This window comes from Hafnia alvei (assembly GCF_900095695.1).
GTDB classification, from domain to species: Bacteria; Pseudomonadota; Gammaproteobacteria; order Enterobacterales; family Enterobacteriaceae; genus Hafnia; species Hafnia alvei_B.
On sequence record NZ_FMIQ01000080.1, the window covers coordinates 59,783 to 81,660 of the forward strand.

General features: G+C 45.8%; 22 protein-coding genes and 1 tRNA gene. 11 read left to right on the top strand and 12 right to left on the bottom strand.

All coding sequences use genetic code 11. The features are described from left to right. The first annotated feature begins 9 nt into the window (after positions 1–9). The 4 genes from BN1044_RS21140 to BN1044_RS21155 are packed head-to-tail and all read left to right on the top strand — an operon-like array spanning position 10 to position 4,094. Positions 10–642, top strand: coding sequence for a lysophospholipid acyltransferase family protein (locus BN1044_RS21140; protein WP_072310328.1), 633 nt, complete (start codon positions 10–12; stop codon positions 640–642). Then, positions 639–2,393 (top strand): bifunctional alpha/beta hydrolase/class I SAM-dependent methyltransferase, encoded by a 1,755-nt coding sequence (locus BN1044_RS21145; protein WP_072310329.1) that lies wholly within the window; start codon positions 639–641, stop codon positions 2,391–2,393. The genes BN1044_RS21140 and BN1044_RS21145 overlap by 4 nt, the downstream gene beginning before the upstream one ends. 1 nt (position 2,394) lies before the next feature. Further along, a complete protein-coding gene (locus tag BN1044_RS21150) occupies positions 2,395–3,714 on the top strand; it encodes a phosphatase PAP2/dual specificity phosphatase family protein (protein WP_072310330.1) in 1,320 nt (439 codons plus the stop codon). Then, positions 3,696–4,094 (top strand): hypothetical protein, encoded by a 399-nt coding sequence (locus BN1044_RS21155; protein WP_072310331.1) that lies wholly within the window; start codon positions 3,696–3,698, stop codon positions 4,092–4,094. Before BN1044_RS21150 ends, BN1044_RS21155 begins: the two co-directional genes overlap by 19 nt. Before the next feature lie 348 nt (positions 4,095–4,442). On the opposite strand, the gene BN1044_RS21160 is transcribed toward BN1044_RS21155, so the two are convergent. After that, positions 4,443–5,180 carry a helix-turn-helix domain-containing protein gene (locus BN1044_RS21160; protein ID WP_081329640.1) on the bottom strand — a complete coding sequence of 246 codons (738 nt, stop codon included), beginning with the start codon at positions 5,178–5,180 and terminating at the stop codon, positions 4,443–4,445. A 226-nt stretch (positions 5,181–5,406) separates the two neighbouring features. Here BN1044_RS21160 and BN1044_RS21165 point away from each other — a divergent pair, with 226 nt between their 5' ends. From BN1044_RS21165 to BN1044_RS21180, 4 genes are all read left to right on the top strand, one after another. Then, on the top strand, positions 5,407–5,961 hold the full coding sequence (locus BN1044_RS21165; RefSeq protein WP_072310333.1) for a tyrosine-type DNA invertase: 555 nt from the start codon (positions 5,407–5,409) through the stop codon (positions 5,959–5,961). 522 nt (positions 5,962–6,483) lie between these two features. Then, on the top strand, positions 6,484–6,714 hold the full coding sequence (locus BN1044_RS21170) for a hypothetical protein (RefSeq protein ID WP_072310334.1): 231 nt from the start codon (positions 6,484–6,486) through the stop codon (positions 6,712–6,714). A 71-nt stretch (positions 6,715–6,785) separates the two neighbouring features. Then, positions 6,786–7,151 carry a helix-turn-helix domain-containing protein gene (locus tag BN1044_RS21175; protein ID WP_072310335.1) on the top strand — a complete coding sequence of 122 codons (366 nt, stop codon included), beginning with the start codon at positions 6,786–6,788 and terminating at the stop codon, positions 7,149–7,151. 94 nt (positions 7,152–7,245) lie between these two features. Further along, positions 7,246–7,803 carry a tyrosine-type DNA invertase gene (locus BN1044_RS21180; protein ID WP_072310336.1) on the top strand — a complete coding sequence of 186 codons (558 nt, stop codon included), beginning with the start codon at positions 7,246–7,248 and terminating at the stop codon, positions 7,801–7,803. 46 nt (positions 7,804–7,849) lie between these two features. Here the strand turns inward: BN1044_RS21180 and BN1044_RS21185 are convergent, their stop codons facing one another. From BN1044_RS21185 to xerD, 7 genes are all read right to left on the bottom strand, one after another. Then, entirely contained in the window at positions 7,850–8,248 is a 399-nt protein-coding gene (locus BN1044_RS21185) for a hypothetical protein (RefSeq protein ID WP_072310337.1), read from the bottom strand. 701 nt (positions 8,249–8,949) lie between these two features. Next, positions 8,950–9,023 (bottom strand) — tRNA-Gly (locus BN1044_RS21190). Positions 9,024–9,218: 195 nt separating this feature from the next. Next, a complete protein-coding gene (gene lysS / locus BN1044_RS21195; RefSeq protein WP_040046179.1) occupies positions 9,219–10,736 on the bottom strand; it encodes a lysine--tRNA ligase in 1,518 nt (505 codons plus the stop codon). A 9-nt stretch (positions 10,737–10,745) separates the two neighbouring features. Further along, positions 10,746–11,844 (bottom strand): peptide chain release factor 2 gene (prfB, locus tag BN1044_RS21200; protein ID WP_139130989.1). Its coding sequence is split into 2 segments (ribosomal slippage): positions 10,746–11,768 and positions 11,770–11,844, totalling 1,098 coding nucleotides; the frame shifts between segments, so codons are not numbered across the junction. 406 nt (positions 11,845–12,250) lie between these two features. Next, a complete protein-coding gene (gene recJ, locus BN1044_RS21205; protein WP_072310338.1) occupies positions 12,251–13,984 on the bottom strand; it encodes a single-stranded-DNA-specific exonuclease RecJ in 1,734 nt (577 codons plus the stop codon). 5 nt (positions 13,985–13,989) lie between these two features. Continuing rightward, positions 13,990–14,706, bottom strand: a complete 717-nt coding sequence (dsbC, locus tag BN1044_RS21210; RefSeq protein ID WP_072310339.1) for a bifunctional protein-disulfide isomerase/oxidoreductase DsbC — start codon at positions 14,704–14,706, stop codon at positions 13,990–13,992. Positions 14,707–14,733: 27 nt separating this feature from the next. Next, positions 14,734–15,678 carry a site-specific tyrosine recombinase XerD gene (xerD, locus tag BN1044_RS21215; RefSeq protein WP_211095692.1) on the bottom strand — a complete coding sequence of 315 codons (945 nt, stop codon included), beginning with the start codon at positions 15,676–15,678 and terminating at the stop codon, positions 14,734–14,736. 159 nt (positions 15,679–15,837) lie between these two features. On the opposite strand from xerD, the gene fldB reads away from it, so the two are divergent. Continuing rightward, on the top strand, positions 15,838–16,356 hold the full coding sequence (gene fldB / locus BN1044_RS21220) for a flavodoxin FldB (protein ID WP_072310340.1): 519 nt from the start codon (positions 15,838–15,840) through the stop codon (positions 16,354–16,356). Between the two features lie 70 nt (positions 16,357–16,426). On the opposite strand, the gene BN1044_RS21225 is transcribed toward fldB, so the two are convergent. Further along, positions 16,427–16,840: a protein YgfX gene (locus BN1044_RS21225; RefSeq protein WP_072310341.1), complete on the bottom strand. Its 414-nt coding sequence runs from the start codon at positions 16,838–16,840 to the stop codon at positions 16,427–16,429. Beyond that, the gene (gene sdhE, locus BN1044_RS21230; protein ID WP_072310342.1) at positions 16,821–17,087 is read right to left on the bottom strand and encodes an FAD assembly factor SdhE; all 267 of its coding nucleotides are present in this window, start codon (positions 17,085–17,087) and stop codon (positions 16,821–16,823) included. Before sdhE ends, BN1044_RS21225 begins: the two co-directional genes overlap by 20 nt. A gap of 377 nt (positions 17,088–17,464) precedes the next feature. Between sdhE and ygfZ the strand changes: the two genes are divergently transcribed. Next, positions 17,465–18,454: a tRNA-modifying protein YgfZ gene (gene ygfZ, locus BN1044_RS21235; RefSeq protein ID WP_072310343.1), complete on the top strand. Its 990-nt coding sequence runs from the start codon at positions 17,465–17,467 to the stop codon at positions 18,452–18,454. Positions 18,455–18,603: 149 nt separating this feature from the next. On the opposite strand, the gene BN1044_RS21240 is transcribed toward ygfZ, so the two are convergent. Both BN1044_RS21240 and BN1044_RS21245 read right to left on the bottom strand, forming a co-directional pair. After that, positions 18,604–19,422, bottom strand: a complete 819-nt coding sequence (locus BN1044_RS21240; protein WP_072310344.1) for a shikimate 5-dehydrogenase — start codon at positions 19,420–19,422, stop codon at positions 18,604–18,606. Between the two features lie 201 nt (positions 19,423–19,623). Next, entirely contained in the window at positions 19,624–20,508 is an 885-nt protein-coding gene (locus BN1044_RS21245) for a nucleoside-specific channel-forming protein Tsx (protein WP_072310345.1), read from the bottom strand. A gap of 659 nt (positions 20,509–21,167) precedes the next feature. Here BN1044_RS21245 and trhA point away from each other — a divergent pair. Continuing rightward, on the top strand, positions 21,168–21,818 hold the full coding sequence (trhA, locus tag BN1044_RS21250; protein ID WP_072310346.1) for a PAQR family membrane homeostasis protein TrhA: 651 nt from the start codon (positions 21,168–21,170) through the stop codon (positions 21,816–21,818). The last annotated feature ends 60 nt before the right edge of the window (positions 21,819–21,878 follow it).

Consider the following 21,878-nt stretch of genomic DNA (forward strand, 5'->3'; position numbering starts at 1 on the left):
GAGGCGCTCATGAACCGTATGCTGCGCTGGATTTTTACGCTGTGCGTTGCCTATCCTGTGGTTTGGATTTGGCTCGGCGTTCGCGTCTCTGGTCGTAAAAAATTACCGATAGATGGCCCAGCGATTATCGTGGCGAACCACAACAGCCACCTCGATGTACTGACACTCTTCACCCTATTTCCGCTCTCAACGTTGGTCAACGTGCAGCCCGTAGCTGCTGCAGATTACTTTCTGAAAAACAAACTGATTAGCTGGTTTGCACTGAAGGTGATCGGCATCATCCCCGTTTATCGTGGAGCCCATCAGGCCAACCCGCTACAAGCCTGCGTTGATGCACTGAATGAAAAGAAAATCGTGATTATTTTTCCCGAGGGCACGCGCGGAGAGCCGGGTAAATTTTCAGAAATAAAATCCGGTATCTGGCATTTGAGCCAACAGTGCCCCGAGGTTCCTATTATTCCTGTCTATATGCACGGCCTTGACCGTTCGATGGGGAAAGGTCAAAAAATCCCGGTGCCTTTCTTTATCGACATATTTATTGATGACGCATTGTTTTATGACGCAGACAAAATCACTTTTAAGCGATTACTACTAAATCGTTTTGTCGCTTTACAACAGCTTGCTACAAGGAAAACAGCATGATTCAGGAAGCACGTTTATTTCAGGAAGGCACATTCTTTACCAGCGACAAGACATCATTATATTTTCGCCACTGGCCTGCTACGGAAGGTCACAGTCATAAAGTCATCGTTCTGTTTCATCGTGGGCATGAGCACTCTGGGCGTTTGCAGCATGTTGTCGACGAACTGATGATGCCCGATACGCATTTTTACGCCTGGGATGCCCGTGGTCACGGCCAGTCACCGGGTGCTCGCGGCTATAGCCCAAGCCTTGCACGCTCGGTATTGGATGTGGATGAGTTTGTGCGTTTTGTCGCACAGGATGCACAGGTCAGACTCGATGATATTGTGGTGATTGCTCAAAGCGTGGGTGCCGTGCTGGTATCAACATGGGTTCATGATTTTGCGCCGAAAATTCGCGGTATGGTACTGGCGTCTCCGGCGTTTAAGGTCAAGCTATACGTACCGTTTGCCCGTTCTGGCCTTGGCTTAATGCAGCGTTTTCGTGGTCTATTTTATGTAAATTCCTACGTAAAAGGTAAATTCCTCAGCCATGATCCCGAGCGCATCGCCAGCTTTGAAAATGACAAACTGATTACGCGTCAAATCGCCGTGAACATCTTGTTAGACCTGTACAAAACGGCTGACCGCATTGTTTCCGACTCATCGGCGATTACGTTGCCAACTCAGTTACTTATTTCCGGCGACGATTTCGTGGTACATGCAAAACCGCAAAAACAATTCTACGCCGGATTACGTAGTGCAATAAAAGAACAACATATTTTACCGGGCTTCTATCACGATACTTTGGGTGAAAAAGAACGCAGTTTAGCCTTCGATAAAATGAAAAGTTTTATCGACCAGCTTTATAAAGCCGAACCTTATGCATTCGATTACAGCCATGAAGATCGATGGAGTCCGAGCGCCGATGCCTATCGTGAATTGCAAGCGCCGCCAAAAGCGCGGTCGCTGGAAGGTCTATTTTATGCCGCACTAAGCTTTGGGATGAAAACTATCGGTAAGAAGTCAAAAGGAATGCGGCTTGGTTACGAAACAGGCTTCGACTCCGGTAGCACGCTAGATTATGTCTATCGCAATCAACCCGAAGGTCAAGGCACTCTGGGACGCGTAATCGACCGTAACTATCTCAACAGCGTTGGCTGGCGCGGCATTCGGGTTCGTAAAATACATATCCAGCAGATGATCGAGCAGGCGGTTAAGTCCTTGCAAGACAGAAATATCCCCGTGCGCGTGGTGGATATCGCCGCAGGGCATGGCCGCTATGTGCTGGATGCACTGGAGAAACAACAAGGCGTTGAAAGCATATTGCTGCGTGATTACAGCGATTTAAATGTGGAAAAAGGTCAGGCGATGATCGCGGAACGCGGGTTAAGCGCTATCGCACAGTTTCAAAAAGGGAATGCTTTCGACTATGACTCCTTAGCAACGCTTAATCCGGCACCCACGCTAGGGATTGTTTCAGGGCTGTACGAACTCTTCCCTGATAATCATTTAATCAAAACGTCATTGGCTGGGCTTGCGGCAGCCATACCTGTCGGCGGCATATTGGTATATACCGGCCAGCCATGGCACCCGCAGTTAAAAACCATCGCGTATACCCTCACTAGCCATCAGAACGGGATTCCGTGGATGATGCGTGTACGTAGCCAGAAAGAGATGGATACGCTTGTGGAACAGGCTGGTTTTGAAAAATGCCATCAGGTTATTGATGAGTTTGGCATTTTCACCGTGTCACTCGCGATAAGAAAATAAAATGGCTCAGTGCAAACCTTCACAAAATAATGGCAGCCTTTGGAAACATGGGCTGTGCTGGCTTCTGTTGCTAGGCCCACTATTTTTTCTCAGCTACGGGCAGGTAAATCAATTCACTGCGACAAGAGACGACGTGGAAAGCATAGTTTTCGGCTGGGAACATGCGATCCCGTTTATGCCGTGGACCATCGTGCCTTACTGGAGCATTGATCTACTGTATGGTCTTTCGTTTTTTATCTGTACCTCAAAGCAAGAACTAACACGCCACGGCTGTCGACTGCTTGCTGCATCGCTTATTGCCTGTATAGGTTTCCTATTTTTCCCACTGAGATTTTCGTTTATTCGCCCAGAAACGCAGGGCATATTTGGCTGGTTATTCCATCAGCTCGAGCAGTTTGATCTCCCTTATAACCAAGCCCCATCCTTGCATATCATCCTCGCGTGGCTACTGTGGTTACGTTTTCGTCAGCATTTGGGGCGTGAAGCGCGCTTCCTGTGCGGAGGATGGTTTTTACTGATTGCAGCGTCCGTGTTAACGACTTGGCAGCATCATTTTATCGATGTCATCAGTGGTTTTATCGTTGCGGTCGCTATCAGCTACGCGATCCCGATCAAAGGCCAATGGCATTGGAAGCGCCCATCTCCACACACGCTTCGGCTTGCAGCAAAATATGCCACCGCAAGTGCCTTATTTTTTCTAGCTGGGGGGCTTATCCCATATGGCTCTATTTTGCTGTGGCCAGCGACTGCTTTACTCATTGTCTCATTAGGCTATGTAGGTCTGGGTACTAGCATATTTCAAAAAAACGATGCAGGGCATTTATCGCTTTCTGCACGTTTATTGCTCTGGCCTTATTTAATTGGGGCGCGGATTTCTAGAAAGTGGTTTTCCCGCCATATCCCCGCGGTGTCCCCTATCCTCGATGGAATATCTTTAGGGGGATTTCCGGGGAAGTCCTCACCGCCTAGCGCAGTGCTTGACCTCACGGCGGAGTTTCATAGAAAAGTTCCTTCGACATTTCGCTGGTCAGCTTATCCGTTAATGGATTTAACCCCGCCTACGCTACAAGATATTGATGCGATCTTGTGTAAACTCAGTCAGTTACGCTTAACCAATGGTACGGTTCTGGTTTGCTGCGCATTAGGTTTATCCCGCAGTGCAACGGTGGTGGCCGCTTGGTTGCTGGCTAAAAACCACGTGTCTTCTGTGCCGCAGGCTATTGCACTCATCAAACATCATCGCCCGCAAATTGTATTAACGCCTGCCCATATTGATGTGCTGGAAAAGTATAAGGAAACACGATGCCAAACATCAGCATGACAAACCGCATTATAGAGATTCATCTGTCAAGTTGGCGTTACTTCGCGGCGCTATCACTGCTACCGATGGTGCTAGCATTTGCCTTTTTACCGATATGCGAAGTTGCAGCACTGTGCATTTTATTTCTGGTTACGCACTACTACTGCTGGCGTCTATGGCTGGATGAACGACTTTTCCAGCTCCTCAATGAAGAAAGCAATCTTGCTGAATTTGATCAAGGAATGGGGTGCTTATGGGGAGCTGCTTCAGGTAAAACGCGCTCAATGAATGAACGCTGGCAAGGAGTGCGACGGCTGTTTTACCGGGCAATACTGGCGCTCTTAGCGCTATGGCTCGTTTCATTAGGCTTAGTGCTTTATGTCTCTTATAGCCTTAGGTGATTGAACATATTTATATTGCTGAGTTTTTATTGGCATAGATATATATATTGATGATAAATGAGGAATAAATCGAAATAGTCGCTGGGTCATCGAGGGAAAATGTGGACCTATTTGGGTTTATAGGGGCTACTAAAAAACACTGGCAGCGGCCACGAACTTAGTCAGCTAACCACCTTGCCAAGCCAATGAAACACTCTCCGCTCTGTCATCTAAAAGTAGAGATTCTACATATAGAGCGACAAAAACCATCATTTATTGCTTAACTTTTATACTTACCATTATCGATACAATATTTCTTAATATCCTGACATTATGGCAACATATGCCAATGTTTATCTGTCAATTAGATTAAATTCGTTCAGGTAAAAAACTGACACTATCAAGCTTTCCTTTAGTAATACTAATGTACCCTCCCTCCTCTAGCTCACCAATCACCTGGTAAATAAGGCTTTTAGATAGTGTCGTAGAGGACTGAATATAGGCAGCGACATTCATTCTATTCTGGATATGAACCTCTTTATTAGCCAAGTATTCAAGCAGTTTGACTCGGATAGCTGTGTAAGAGGCCTGGCTAACAAGGTGTTCATCTCTATAAACCATCATTCTTAGATAATAAGCTAGCACCTCTGCAGCTTCCTTCCAGAGTCCCTCTTTATCAATGATGTTGCGAGCTAGAGCGGCTGGCAGTGAGAACACAACAGCATTACGCGAAACCCGCATCATGTGTCTATCGAAAGGAGAGATGATTCGCTGTAATCCTAGAATAAGTGGTCCCTCAGCAACGCCGATTTTTAGCTCGTCATAAGACCGATAAATTGTTGCATTACCTGACGTTACCAGCCATAGCATGTCGTGGTTACATTTTTTACTAGGAAATTGCCGCCCAGGGGGGATCGGACATGGCTCCGCTACAGGCAAAAGAATGTCATGCAGGTATCGGATTACTTCGGATGGCCGAATCATTTCGGTTGGCAGCAAAGCCTGCTTTACAGAAAACGAATGCGAAACACCGCATTGCGTATCCTCAGATGTAGAAACACGATTTTTCCGAGAAACACTTATATCTAACTTGTTGATTTCTGTCATAGTATCAAAGCGGTCTGAACCCGCATTTATATTCTACTAGATAAGGCTATGTAGTGAATCAGAAAAACACTCTACACGTTTACACCTTTTACAATTCGAAAAAACCAGCACTGATTGGAGCCTAAATCATAAGTTCTCCTTGATAAACAACAAATTAATCAACTGATTTGTGTGGATTTTATAAAATCCAATATCAGCTATTATATTAATTACATAGGGTATTATAATGGATAAAAGAAAATTCCTAACTCGCTCTGAAATTCGAAAAATTCTAACCGCTACGCAAACTGGAACACATCCGGCTCGTGATAATTGCCTTTTTCGACTTTGTTTTTTCCATGGATTGCGCGTGAGTGAACTATGTAACATCACTCTTACAGACTTGGATATGCAACAAAAAATCATTTACATACGCCGACTTAAAAATGGCCTTAGCACTATTCACCCTCTTACAGAAGATGTCATCCCCTTTCTTAATCTCTGGCTAAGCAAGCGTGCATTTACTCGAAATGCTCTACAGCCATGGCTATTTCCATCACAAAAAGGAGGGGCAATTAGCCGGCAGCAAATTTATACTTTATTAAAAAAATATGGCTCTATTGCCGGCCTAACTATTCAACCTCATCCTCATATGCTCAGACATGCATGCGGTTACGCTCTGGCAGACCTCGGTGTTGATACCCGATTAATACAAGATTATTTAGGACATAGAAATATTAGGCACACAGTCATTTATACCGCGACTAATGCAAAGCGATTTTATGGAGTATGGCAGAAATAAATGAAATGAAATAATTAAAAACGAGACATTTTGGACCAAACTGTAATATTCAGAATATAATTCTTTGTTTTTATTTTATTTCAACAAAAAACGCCAAGAAAAAACAGAAAAATAGCATATACATAGCCATGCTTTTGGCTCACGTGCTAACTACAAAGTCAAACAACTTCATAATAAAAAAATTTCGCAATTAGATAATTCAAGTCACATCATTTTTTTTAGATATTTTCCAATTAAAACAAGCAATTATTTAAGCATCTAAAAGTAAACATAAAACTTATTTGACTTAAATTATGCTGGGTTTAATCTACTTACAGTTTGGTCTATTTTGTCTTGTTTAATCAATTAATGATGTCATGATTAAATCATAAAAAAATAAACAAAAAGAAGTTCACAATTAGCATTTGAGTAATAAAAAATAGAGTAAAGAATATTTACAAGACTATTTATGGACTAAGAAAACAGTATGTTACATATAGAGCAACATGTTAGATTTGAGTATTAATTTTAAATGGGGGCGTTATGTCTAACTTTTCAATAGCTAATAACTTAGGCGTAGATAAAATAAGAAGCCTTGCTGAAAAACCGTTAGATGAGCTGACTAAAATACAACAAAGCATCTCATCATCCGGTACTCCATTTTTTATACACCAAGGAGAAATTACTCATCTTGGACTACCAAACAAAAATGATTGTATTTTCCTTGTTGAGATGGGGATTTTTCTATCCATAGAGAGTCAGACGACTTACTGATTACTTCAGGCCACGGACTCAGCGTCTTAGGTTTAGTCGAATGCTTACGCCCGCAAGGTCGTGACTATTTTATGGCTCAAAGCGACTGTTATGGTACAGCTATACCTGCACTTATAGCGCTGCAAGCGCTGACAAACCTGTGTTTATGGCGCGAAGTTTCAATCGTATTAGCATGGTTTATTCGGTTACTTTCAATCCGAGACGAGCAACTTGTTGGTGTAACCGCCTATGCGATGGTTCGAGATAAACTACTCGAATTATGGATGGAATCTGAAGAGAGTAGAATGAACATTAGCGTTTATCATTTTATTCAACAAAGAACATTATTAGGGCGTAGCACAATACTCAATATTTTGTCAGCGCTCCGAAAAGGTAAATATATTGACATGGAGAAGGGAAAGCTAATTTTTATTCGTCAACTACCTAAACACTATTAAATAATTAATATCACTAATAGAGAGAATAGCAAATCGCGACAAACAAAAATCATCCCTATACGCTAAATAAGACTAGCAACAAGGCTGCTAACACATGAATTCTCGAAAATATCTATCAGAATCAGAAATAGAGCGAATTTTATTCAAAACAAAAGATGGTCGATATCCATTAAGAGATTATTGCATTATTAACACATGTTTCATGCATGGTTTGCGGGTAACGGAACTATGTAACCTTCAGTTATCAGATATTGATATTGATGCTGGAGAAATGCATATTCGCCGCTTGAAAAATGGTTTTTCAACAACACATCCTGTTTATGAAAATGAAGCTTGTAACCTAGAGCTTTGGATAAAAGAGCGTAAAAGATGGTTGAATTCTGAAGGAAAACCTTGGCTATTTTTATCACAAAAAGGTAGCCAACTTTCCCGTCAGCACATATACACATTACTTAAAAATTATGCCTCCATGGCCAACATTGGTGTTTCAGCACATCCGCATATGTTAAGACATGCCTGTGGATACGCATTAGCAAATCAAGGAACTGACACTCGCTTGATACAAGACTACTTAGGTCATCGAAACATTCATCATACAGTTATTTATACTGCAAGCAATTCGATGAGATTCCAGCGATTATGGCGAAAATAATATTATAAAAAGAGACCAGTTCTTTCAGGCCTCTGCTGTTAACATTTTATTCGTTTATTGCATAGAGGTAATCAACCATTGCCCAAAATGACTGCGATGGGTCCATTTTATTTATATTTCCCGTTTCTGGAAAATATAATGAATCTAATGAGCCAAATACCGCCAGATCGGCAATCGCTATTTGCTGGGCATTTTCTGTTGAGTAAATTGATACCACATTTAGATTATATGGCAAAGGATTCCCGTTTGCATCCAGTGGAAGAGACTGTAAATCACACGTCACTAAAAGCAAAGACTGTGAATTAGTTCCTTCTAAATAAAACGTTTGTTTGCTTCTATAAATGCCTCCTTTTTGACTAAATGCTCGTGGCTGAGAAAAATCAGAACCCCACCGGACATTATTATTAGGAAAATTACCAGACAAGCCGGATATCTTAAACGACATATTTGTTACCCTTAATAGAAATCAATGAATTTTTTCTTTAAAAAAATTAACGCATTGATACTCGGCAACTAAGATTTTAATTAAACATAGAGGCTTCGTACAGTCTAAAAAAAAACTTGCCATTTTTAATAAATACACTCTCAACTAGCCAAGAAGTTCAGCATTAAACCTAAAAATACAGCTGGTAAAGCAAATTACAACTTGTCAAACCTGGTGCACAATCCCTCTTCATACCTAAAATACAGCAGAACATACAAACTCTGTGGGCATAATAAAAGACATCTTCCAACCGTAATGCTGCGAGTACTTCAAATGTTGCTGCAGCCGCTGCGAGCAGGTTCCTGCTCCATACGATAGCTCCTAAGCCTTTATCGTGCTTGCTACTAGCTTCATATAAAGAAGCTTATAGCTAAGCCCTTCAATGGCAACATTTAGCCTTACCTTGATAACAGAAACAAAATATCTTTCCCTTAAGCCGTTAGGTTCGATTTGTAGGGCTAATCTGTTCCTGTTGGCTTTGCGAGATGTATTTCAATGTTTGCGAGGGGTTGTTGTATGATTTATGAGCACATAGGGTATGCCAGAGATATTCTTATACAACATATGGAGTCGATTTAAGGTAAATCTAGCTGAGTTGAAAATGACTTAAAATCTAATTAAATTGCTAGGAAATTGATTTCAGTGAAATTTTTGTGGGGAATTGGAGCGGGCGAAGGGAATCGAACCCTCGTATAGAGCTTGGGAAGCTCTCGTTCTACCATTGAACTACGCCCGCATCAATGTGGCGATCATTATAGTCCCTTCTGCCACGCCATCAAGCAGATTAAAACACTAAGTGACGAATAATTAAGCGGTTAGACCTTTGGGCGATCACAATTTAGGAAATCACTTCTTAAAAAAAATCCCCACGGTTTTAAAAAACGTGGGGATTTTTATTTTGTATGCGGCAGGCTAGCTACCGCTTACAAACTTATTTGACTGGACGCATTGCTGGGAACAGGATCACGTCACGGATGGTGTGGCTGTTGGTGAACAGCATCATCATACGGTCGATACCAATACCCAGACCAGCGGTTGGTGGCAGACCGTGTTCCAGAGAAGTCACATAGTCTTCATCGTAGAACATCGCTTCGTCATCACCTTCGTCTTTCGCGCGAACCTGATCCTGGAAGCGTTCAGCCTGATCTTCCGCATCGTTAAGCTCGGAGAAGCCGTTACCGATTTCACGGCCGCCGATGAAGAACTCGAAGCGGTCAGTGATGAACGGGTTATCATCGTTACGACGAGCCAGCGGAGAAACTTCTGCTGGATATTCGGTGATGAAGGTTGGCTGAATCAGGTTTTTCTCTGCGGTTTCGTCAAAGATTTCACACTGAATACGGCCTAGGCCCCAGCTCTTCTCGATCTTAATGCCCAGAGATTCAGCGATTTTGATCGCTTTATCCAAGTCATCCAAATCTTCCATTTTAATGTCTGGACGATAGTGGTTGATGGACTCTTTCATGGTCATTTTGATGAAAGGTTTACCGAAGTCGAAAGTCTGGTCGCCGTACTGAACAATGCTGCTGCCCAGAACTTCCTGAGTCAGAGTACGGAACAGATCTTCGGTCAGAACGATCAGGTCTTTGTAATCCGCGTAAGCCATATAGAGTTCCATCATGGTGAACTCTGGGTTATGACGCGGAGAAACGCCTTCGTTACGGAAGTTACGGTTGATTTCGAATACGCGTTCGAAGCCACCCACAACCAGACGTTTCAGGTACAGTTCTGGCGCGATACGCAGATACATATCGATATCCAGCGCATTGTGGTGAGTGATGAATGGACGTGCAGACGCACCGCCAGGGATCACTTGCATCATAGGAGTTTCCACTTCCATGAAGCCTTTGTTCACCATAAAGCTACGGATAGCAGCCAGAGTTTTAGAACGAATACGGAAAGTCTCGCGAGACTCTTCGTTAGCGATCAGATCAAGATAACGCTGACGATAGCGAGTTTCCTGATCGGACAGACCATGGAATTTGTCTGGCAGCGGGCGCAGTGCCTTAGTCAGCAGACGAATCTCGGTACAATGGATAGACAGTTCACCCGTCTGAGTGCGGAATACTTTACCGCGCGCACCAATGATGTCACCCAAGTCCCATTTTTTGAACTGGTCGTTGTACAGGCCTTCAGGCAGATCGTCACGTGCCACATACAGCTGGATGCGACCACCCATATCCTGCAGAGTGACAAAGGAAGCTTTACCCATGATACGGCGGGTCATCATACGACCAGCAACAGAAACCTCGATGTTCAGATCTTCGAGTTCTGCTTTATCCTTTTCGTCGTACAGGCTATGCAACTTGTCCGAAGTAGCATCACGGCGGAAATCGTTAGGGAATGCGATCCCTTCCTTACGCAGCGCGGCCAATTTTTCACGGCGAGACTGCATTTCGTTGTTAAGATCAAGAGCCTGATCGGCACCTTGTGATTGTTGTTCAGACATATTGTTTCCTCATAACCCGGCTTTCAAGCTTGCCTCAATGAATCTATCCAGGTCGCCATCTAACACGGCCTGTGTATTACGCGTTTCAACGCCAGTACGTAAATCCTTAATGCGAGAGTCATCCAGTACATAAGAACGGATCTGGCTCCCCCAACCGATGTCAGACTTGTTGTCTTCCATCACTTGTTTCTCAGCATTTTTCTTCTGCATTTCGTATTCGTACAGCTTAGCTTTCAGCTGACGCATTGCCTGATCTTTGTTCTTATGCTGAGAACGGTCATTCTGACACTGGGTCACAATGTTGGTCGGAATATGGGTAATACGTACTGCGGATTCCGTACGGTTAACGTGCTGACCACCGGCACCAGAGGCGCGGTATACGTCAATACGCAAATCGGCTGGATTGATCTCGATATCAATATCGTCATCCACTTCTGGGTACACAAACGCAGAGCTAAATGACGTATGACGACGACCACCAGAGTCAAACGGGCTTTTACGTACTAGGCGATGAACGCCAGTTTCAGTACGCAGCCAGCCGTAAGCATATTCACCGGAGATTTTCACGGTCGCCGATTTCAGACCGGCTACTTCGCCGTCTGATTCTTCAATAATTTCGGTTTTGAAACCTTTGGCTTCCGCCCAGCGCAGGAACATACGCAGCAACATGCTTGCCCAGTCCTGTGCTTCTGTCCCGCCAGAACCTGCCTGAATGTCGATATAACAATCAGCGCTGTCGTACTCACCAGAGAACATACGACGGAATTCTAACTGAGCCAGTTTGGCGTCTAACTGATCCAGCTCAACGACGGCCTCATTGAAGGTCTCTTCGTCGTCGGCTTCGATAGCCAGCTCCAGCAATCCGAATACATCATCCAGACCCTGAGTCATTTGATTGATGGTATTAACGATTTCTTCTAACGAGGAACGTTCTTTGCCCAGCGCCTGTGCGCGTTCTGGCTCATTCCATACGTCGGGCTGCTCGAGCTCGGCGTTAACTTCTTCTAGCCGTTCTTTCTTGGCATCATAGTCAAAGATACCCCCTCAGAACTTCTGTCCGGTCAGACAGGTCCTGGATACGGCTTTTTACCGGATTAATTTCAAACATATTTTCTTATATCTTTCGTTAAGTGTTCAGCGACGGAACCATGTCATTCCTCTAAAGGAATTCCTAAACCGTCATAAAGAGACGATAAAAATAGCGTTAAGGCAGCGTAATGAACTAAAAAACTGCTTACGCCTAGCTTTCGACTCTATCAAAATGTCCTTACAGAATATAGCAACTCACACCTATAAATGGCAGTCATTCCGCGATTTTCAAGCTCTATTGCTGCAATTTCCGGCGAGGAACGATGCGATTAAAATGTATGGCTTATTGCAGGCTCGCTGTTATTACTTCTTCTTATAAAAGAGCGGCGTCTCACTACACTTAATCATCTGAGCAGTATAACGAGAACAAAAAGGGGCAGCTTGTGCTACCCCTCATACATTACATGGATTTTTGTTCGAGTGCGTCAGCGTGGCCAAAGGTGCTGGATCATCAGCTGTACACTGCGGTTGCCACGATATTCGTTAATGTCCAGCTTAAATGCCAGCTCCACTTCACGTACGCTCGGATCTGGCCACAGCGTGGTATCCACGTTAAAAGCGATACCATCTAGCAGCGGGCCGCCACCCACGGGCTCGACCATCAGCTTCAGATGACGTTCACCCACCAGCTTCTGCTGCAAGATTTTAAACTTGCCGTCGAAGGTAGGATCGGGGAACGCCTGCCCCCATGGCCCCGCATCACGCAATAACTCTGCGGTTGGCAGCGAAAGCTCGTCCATCGCCAGTTCACCGTCAGACCAGATCACGCCTTCAAGCTGAGACGCATCCAGCCATTCACCCACCAGTTCAGCAAAGCGCTGGCGGAATTCATCAAAGCGCGATTCTTCTAGAGACAGCCCAGCCGCCATTGCATGGCCGCCAAACTTCATGATCAAACCGGGGTTCTGCGAATCAATGCGCTCCAGCGCATCGCGCATGTGCAAACCGTGAATTGAACGACCTGAGCCTTTCAGAATGCCATCGCCCGCCGGAGCAAAAGCAATCACCGGACGGTAAAAACGCTCTTTGATGCGGGAAGCGAGAATACCCACCACGCCTTGGTGCCATTCTGGATGATACAGCGCTAAACCGTACGGCATTTCAACCGTGGTACGTTCCAGCTCGCTGCAAATCTGTAATGCCTCAACCTGCATGCCCTGCTCTATCTCACGGCGCGTCACGTTCAAACTATCCAGATCGCTGGCAAGCTCGCGCGCTTTAGGCATCTCGTCGCAGAGCAGTAGCTCAACGCCAACCGACATGTTGTCCAAGCGCCCGGCGGCGTTAAGCCGTGGACCAAGCGCAAAACCTAAATCACTTGCCACTAGCTGACGGGCATCACGATTAGCAATTTCTAACAACGCACGGATCCCGACACGACATTTTCCCGCACGGATACGGTTAAGCCCCTGATGCACCAAAATTCGATTGTTGGCATCCAGCGCGACAACGTCTGCCACCGTGCCTAGCGCCACTAAATCGAGCAAATCAGCCAGATTCGGCGCGGCGATCCCATGTTGTTCGAACCAACCATGTTCATTCAGATGCTTGCGTAGCGCTAACATCAGATAGAACGCCACACCAACGCCGGCTAATGACTTCGACGGAAAATCACAGTCGTTGAGGTTCGGGTTAACCATGGCATCAGCGGCGGGCAAAGTTTCGCCCGGCAGATGGTGATCGGTAACCAGTACTTTAATCCCGCGTGCATGCGCATTATCAACACCTGCGTGAGACGATATTCCGTTATCAACGGTCATGATCAGCTCTGCACCCATGGCAGCCGCCTGCTCAACCACTTCAGGGCTTAGCCCGTAGCCATCTTCAAAGCGGTTCGGTACCAGATACTGAACGTTTGCCGCCCCCATGCTGCGCAGTGCCAACATAGAAAGCGCGGTACTGGTTGCGCCATCGGCATCAAAGTCGCCAACGATAACAATGCGCTGATGCTCAGACAGTGCCTGATGGAGAAGCTCTACCGCGCGATCGATACCCGATAGCGTCTGGTATGAGAGTAAACCTTTTACCCCACGCTCCAGCTCTTGCATGCTAACAATGCCACGGTTGGCATAGACACGGCGCAATAGCGGATGGAGATCGTCAGGAAGTTCATGATTTTCCACCGCCTCTCGGCGGCGGAGCTGTGTTGATACGATCAAACCAATTAACCTTTAGCCTTGCTCATGGCTGCCTGCGCATCCAACATCGCCAACATCTCTTTCGGCCCCTGATAACCAGGGATCACGGTGCCGTCGTTAAGCACAATGGCAGGAGTTCCCTGCACGCCAAACTGCACGCCGAGCTCATAGTGTTTTTTGATATCAACATTACAAGTTGCTGGCTGAGTGGCCTCACCGCTCAATGCCGCATCGAACGCCTTACGACGATCGGCCATGCACCAGATTGACTGCATATCCTTTTCCGCCTGAGAGCTTAAGCCCTGACGCGGGAATGCCAGATAACGAACGGTGATACCCAGATCGTTATACTCTTTCATCTGCGAATGCAGTTTGTGGCAGTAGCCGCAGGTGATGTCGGTAAAGACCGTGATCACATGTTTTTCTTTTGGTGCTTTGTAGACAATCATTTCAGGCACCAGCTTTTGCAAACGGCCAACCAGAATCTGATTAGTCACGTTAACCGGCACCGCGCCGCTGACGTCATACATCGGCCCTTGCAGAATGTGCTTACCATCGCTGGTCACGTAAAGCATGCCGTTGTCGGTAAATACCGTTTGCAAGCCAGCAACCGGAGAAGGCTGAATCTCGGCTTTCTGTACGCCCAATGTTTTCAGCGACTGCTGGATTTCAGCATCACCTGCATGTGCTGCGCCAGTGACTGAAGCCGCCAGCAAAGACAGCCAAATTAAACCTTTCTTCATTGCGTAATCCTTGTATTTCCCTGCGCCTTACGCACGGGGATGATGCTGTTGATGTAGCTGTTTAAGTCGTTCAGTAGCTACATGCGTATAAATTTGGGTTGTGGACAGATCGCTATGTCCTAACAACATTTGTACGACACGCAAATCCGCCCCATGGTTCAGCAAATGAGTGGCAAAAGCGTGTCTGAGCACATGCGGTGATAAGCGAGAACTATCGATTCCTGCCAGTACCGCATAGTGTTTAATTCGATGCCAAAACGTTTGGCGCGTCATCTGCTGGGCACGATTACTGGGGAACAACACGTCTATCGTTTGTCCATTCAGCAGCCATGGCCGACCATATTCCAGATAATACTCAATCCAGTAAACCGCCTCTTCCCCCAGCGGAACCAGTCGTTCTTTATTACCTTTACCGATAACGCGCACCACGCCCTGACGCAAACTGACATCGGCCTGCGTCAGCCCCACCAGTTCAGAAACGCGTAGTCCGGTGGCATAAAGCACTTCGAGCATCGCCTTATCCCGCAATTCTATCGGGTTCTCAACGCTTGGCGTTTGCAGCAACGTATCAACCTGCTCCTCGGTGAGATCTTTAGGCAACCGCTGCGGTAGCTTTGGCGACGATAATAACGTCGTCGGATCGTCGCTGCGCATTTTTTCACGATAAAAATACTGAAACAAACGACGCATGGCGCTAAGTAAACGAGCAGAGCTGGTTGCTTTATAGCCGCCATCAACGCGTTCAGCTAAGAAACTTTGCAGGTCAGAAACCTGAGCCTGTAATAAATCAGAATGATGATGCGCCAGCCATTCAGCCAGCGACCGTAAATCCAGACGATAAGAGGCCAGCGTATTTTCGGCTAAGTTACGTTCTAACCACAGCGCATCTAAAAATTGTTCTATCAGTGCCTGATCTTGCTCGTGCACCGGCGACTCCGTTGATAAAGGCTCAAACCAAGGTTTAGTGTGCATTATGCCTGACACGGATTCAAATCTGATACACTCTGCTGTTATGTATTTGTAACCCGACGGCAGCAACGCCCCCGTGCTCTTTACATTACCGCAGCGTTGGCTACCTTCTTTCACCCTGATTGCCGCCTAGTCGCAGCTCGAATGTTTTTAGGTATTACTATGAAGATAGGTCTTTTTTACGGCTCCAGCACTTGCTATACCGAAATGGCGGCTGAAAAAATTCGCGATATTCTCGGCGCCGAGTTAGTCGATTTACATAACATCAAAGATATCCCCATCCAGCGCATGGAGGATTACGACATTTTGATCCTCGGCATTCCAACCTGGGACTTTGGTGAAATTCAAGAAGACTGGGAAGCCGTCTGGGATGCACTGCCAACCTTGAATCTACACAATAAAATTATCGCCATGTATGGCATGGGCGATCAACTTGGTTATGGCGAATGGTTCCTCGATGCCCTTGGTATGCTTCACGACCGTTTACTGCCGCTAGGCGTGCAGTTTGTCGGCTATTGGCCAACAGAGGGCTATGAGTTTACCAGTCCTAAACCGGTGATTGACGATGGCAAACTGTTCGTTGGTTTGGCTCTCGACGAAGCGAATCAATACGATTTAAGTGACAAGCGCCTAGAACAATGGTGCGAGCAGATCATGCTGGAGATCGCTGAATTACTGTAACGCGATGCTTATTGCACACATTGCATATAGAGAAACAAAAATGCCCGATGGAAATCTCGGGCATTATTCACTAATCACTCTGGTGCGTTTGCATCAAAGTTCGGCGCAAATGGCACCATGCTTCTGGCGTCAAACTGTCTGCCGCAATCCATAAACGCTTTTTCTTTCCCTGATTTTTCACACTTTTTAAGGGTAGCAATGCGCCAAAATCACTGATCCAAGGCGTCTTACATAACTCCCACTCATTGTGTTGCCATTGAATATGATTATCCTCCAGAAAGCTAAACTCTCCCTGAATCTTAGCGATCTGCTTTTGACTGCGGATACATTCAAACACAACTAAAGTCAGCAACACTAGCCAATAAAAACTATAGTTTTCCGGCCAGGGTGCTAGCAAAATTAACAAAATCAGAATGCCATGCGTAACCAACATCAATAGTTGCGTTCGCCATGACACCCGTACATCACAACGCCATTGGTCCACGATCTTTGTTTCGCGTTTGAATAAGTTTAACCATATGCGCTAATTCAGGATCCTTGGGTGAACCGTGGTTCATAAGCCAATTGAAAAGATCGGGATCGTCGCACTCAAGTAAGCGTACAAATGCCTGTTTATCTGTATCGCTCAGCGAATCATACTCATGTTCGAAAAACGGCATAATGGAGATATCCAACTCACGCATACCGCGGCGGCAAGCCCAATGAATGCGTGATTTATTTCCTATATCCATGATTTACTCACTCCTGATCAGTTAACCTTATTCTTATAAGATAATCTCGTAAGACACCCCGTAACTCACTGGGTTCCCAGTCGAGACGAGATATGCGGCTCCATTTTAGCGCGAATCCAACGAAGATTTAGAAAATAGGTTCACAAACTGACATATTTATTAGCGCATTATGTACCAGACAGTGCCTTAAACCTCGGCAAATATAAGGTTTATAGAAAAACTCGGAATTCTCCTCCCTCTTTGCCGCTTTAGTCCCACATATTTACCTCTGTGCGTGAGCATTTATCCCAACTGCACGATATTTCCATTTGCAATCCTACCCGCCTCTCTTAACATGGTTAGATTCCATTTCGGGACTGCATTAGTAGGGAACCATCATGACTTTGAACTCTCTTTTCGCGCCACGCCAACCGGTAGCCTCTAACCACCTGCCCTTAACGATAATGTTGCTCAACGATTGGCAGTTGGTAAACGTGACGGGGCCTGACGCTAGCAAATATTTGCAGGGCCAGCTAACCGTAGACGTTGCAGCACTCACTGAGCATGAACACACCCTCTGCGGGCATTGTGACGCGAAGGGGAAAATGTGGAGTGACCTGCGTTTATTCCACCGAGCAGAAGGCTTCTCTTATCTGATACGCCGCAGCGTGGCAGAAAATCAAATCACCGAATTAAAAAAATATGCGGTGTTTTCCAAGCTCACTATCAGCGCAGACAATGACGCCGTGATCCTCGGCGTTGCCGGCTTGAAAGCCGACGCTGCGCTTGCAGCCTATTTCCCGCAGTTGCCTGATGCCAACACACCGGCGATGACGCATGAAGACACCACGCTGCTCTATTTATCTCAGCCAGAAGCGCGCTATCTGCTGATAACCTCTTTATCCACCGCTGAAATGCTCACAGATAAACTGCGTGGCAGCGCGCAGTTTAACGACGGTCAACAGTGGATTGAGCTTGATATCGAAGCGGGCCTGCCTGTTATTGACGTCGCCAATAGCGGCCAGTTTATCCCTCAGGCCACGAATCTTCAGGCGCTGAACGGCATCTGCTTTAAAAAAGGCTGCTACACCGGCCAAGAGATGGTAGCTCGTGCTAAATATCGCGGTGCCAACAAACGTGCGCTTTATTGGCTGCAGGGTTCCGCTAGCCGCGTGCCACAAGCAGGTGAAGATTTAGAGCTCAAGTTAGGCGAAAACTGGCGACGTACTGGAACGGTATTAGCCGCCGTTCAGCTTAACGACGGCAGTCTCAACGTTCAGGTCGTGCTCAATAACGATTTAGAAGCCGATAGCGTACTGCGAGTTCGTGACGATGAAGGTGGAATGCTGACGATTCAACCGCTGCCATATTCGTTGGTGGAAGGGTAATTCATCTCATTGCTTGACCCCACCCCAGCCCTTCGCAGGGGAGGGGGCCGAACGGTTCTCGGTATTAATTTCGCACTCGATATGCTCCTCCCCCTGCAAAGGGGGAGGCTGGGAGGGGGTCTGTCAAACTAAAAGCACTTACCCCAATTTCACCCGCGCGCATATTTCGCCGCAGCCAAAAATAGCTCATGATCGGGGCGAATACCGGTATACAACACAAACTGCTCAACGGCCTGAATAGCAAAAACTTCAGCGCCGCTAATGACCGTTTTCCCCTGAGTCTTGGCATAACGGATCATCGGCGTTTCAGATGGCAACGCCACAACATCAAAAATTACCTTCGCACGGTCGATCTCACCTTCGCTAAACGCCAGCGTATCAGCATCGGCACCCCCGCTCATGCCGATAGGCGTTGCGTTGATCAACACATCGGCTTCCACGCCCTGCATATCTGGCCGCCACTCATAACCATATAGAGAGGCCAGTTGCTGCCCGGTTTTTTCATTCTTCGCCACAATATAGCCTTGCTTAAAGCCTGCGTCTTTTAACGCACAGGCCACGGCCTTCGCCATTCCACCGCTGCCACGTAGAGCAAATACTTGCTCAGGGGAAACGGCATACTGTGCCAAAAGCTGGGCAATCGCTAAATAGTCGGTGTTATACGCTTTGAGATAGCCATCGGTATTCACAATGGTGTTAACTGAATCAATGGCTTTAGCAGATGCATCCATCTCATCCACCAGCGGGATAACATCCTCTTTAAACGGCATCGAGATCGCGCAGCCACGGATCCCCAGCGCACGCACACCACCAATTGCCGCTTTGATATCTTTGGTCGTAAAAGCTTTGTAGAGATAGTCCAGATCGAGCGCATCATAAAGATAATTATGAAAACGTGTGCCGAAGTTGCTCGGACGCGCCGCCAGCGACATGCATACCTGAGTATCTTTGTTGAGATGTTTAGTCATAGAACCTCTTCGCCAAAAAATGAATCCAGAAAAGCCGCAGACTGATACCTGCATTTGTCACTATCATGGACTAAAACCGATAGGGTGAAAATGGCTGAGTTTCTTGCTAAAAGTTCCTCTTTTAATCTGCTCTCAGACTGAGCCAAAATGCAAAAAAGGAGCCCTTAGGCTCCTTTTGTATAGGCATCAACTTGGTGAAACTTAGAAGTTGTAACCCGCAACCAGGTAGTAACCCCAGCCGGTAGATTTCACGTCAAAGTTACCTTTGCCGAAGTTCAGCTCAGTACCATCCTGCCATTGTCCGCCGTTATGGAAATAACGCGCAACGAAGGAGTAGTGCCAGTGATCGTAGTTCAGTGCCAAAATGTGGCTAGAAGCGATAGAGTTGCTGCTACGAATACGCTGGCCATTCAGGTCGCTGTGGCCAGAATCTTTACCTAAGTCGGAACCCCAGTCGAAGTTGGTGAAGCCGATGTAGCTCAACTTACCGCCCAATACTTCGGTGATTGGCACGAAGTATTTAACTTTGAAACGGTAACCGTCCCATTCGTTTTCGTTAGCTGCATCGTAGTTCTGCCACTGGTATTTTGCATACACGTTCATCGACAGGCTCATTGGCAAGCCGGTATCAATGTCGGTACCCAGACCCATATACCATGTGCTCTGACGGCTATCGCTGTTACGACCCATATCGTAGATATAGTTATTCGCGAAATACCACTCTTTGAACGGGCCGAAGCTCAAATCGGTACCGGTCAGCTTATCAATAGAGAAGCGCGGTTCAATTTCCATGAACAATGGAGAACCGTGGTTCCAGATACCGCGAGAGGTGCTGTCGCCGCCGAAGAACATTGGCGCATCCACATAACCGTAAAAGTCGAACCAATCTTTCTTAGCAAAAGCTTCATACTCAAGGTAAGTATCGTCTCTCAGCTGTGGTCCAAAGCGCGTATGAGCGCTCCCCACCACGTTAACGCTTTGATGCCACCAGTCAGAAAGATATTCGCTGTTGTTGTCTGCTGCTACAGCGGTAACGCTGCTTGAAAGTGCAAGCACGGTGCCTGCAGCTAAAATTATTTTTTTCATAATATTGCTACTTACCTTAAGCAAAATTCCCTGCCAGGGAAAAGACCCATGTAAACATCACCACAAATAGCCATCAATTGATCAACAACCCACCTTTCTGGCCGTGCGTATTATAGAAATTATTGCTCACAAAAATCTGTGATCTCTGAATACATTTTTAAATACGTAATCGATTGCGTTCACGTTTGCGATGAAAAAATTCGGAGGGATTCTACAATCTTTGCAGCAATAATCAAATTTAAAACCGAACTGTTGTTATACAAATTGCCCTGAAAGGCTTATGCCATCTGGTATTAGATGATAAACGCTCGCGGTTTTTGTGTCTGAACAAAAATTTGCGCAACTTACCAAAGGAAAAAATTGACGAAACTTTGCCGCTGTTACAATGTCGCAGGCGATAAATGTTTGAATGCTAATAAACCATTCACATTTTTGTGAAAATCATGACAAATAAGTTGATAAACAAATATCAACAAAACCAATTTATTCGAACTAAAACCATATAATTATCTGATAAACAAAAATAAAGTCATTCGTGTCGTAATTAGCGCAATTATATTTGAGCTTACACGTGTACACTGGAATAATTCTCAGATAACCTAGCTCTAGTTTTAAGCCACAGCATGATTTCCATTGTTCAACAGAGGTAGTGCCGCACTATGGCAAAGGCAAACATTGTTCAGCAGGGATATTCACTGGCAGAGGAAGTTGCCAACAGCATCAGCCACGGAATTGGTTTTATTCTGGGGATCGTCGGCCTCGTATTATTGTTGGTACAAGCCATTGGCACCGGCGCCGATGCCACAGCAATCGCCAGCTATAGCCTTTACGGCGGCAGCATGATTTTGCTGTTTCTTGCATCCACGCTCTATCACGCCATTTCGCATCAACACATTAAACGTTGGCTAAAGGTGTTTGACCACTGCGCCATTTATTTATTGATAGCAGGTACCTACACCCCATTCCTGCTCGTCGGATTAGATTCCACCCTAGCCAAGTGGCTGATGGGAGTCATCTGGGGTATTGCGCTGTTTGGTATTTTGTTCAAACTCGCGTTTGCCCATCGTTTTGAAGTGCTTTCACTTATCACCTACCTCACGATGGGGTGGCTGTCATTAATTGTTATCTATCAGTTGGCAACCAAACTGGCATGGGGGGGCGTAACGCTACTGGCCGTGGGTGGGATTGTTTATACACTTGGCGTTATTTTCTACGTCAGTAAACGAATTCCATACAACCACGCGATCTGGCATGCGTTTGTATTGGGCGGATGCGCCTGTCATTTTTTTGCGATTTATTTGTATGTGTAGATCGAATGGGCAGGTTTTGTTCGCCTATTCTCTGTGCGACATGATGTAAGGTTTCGACCG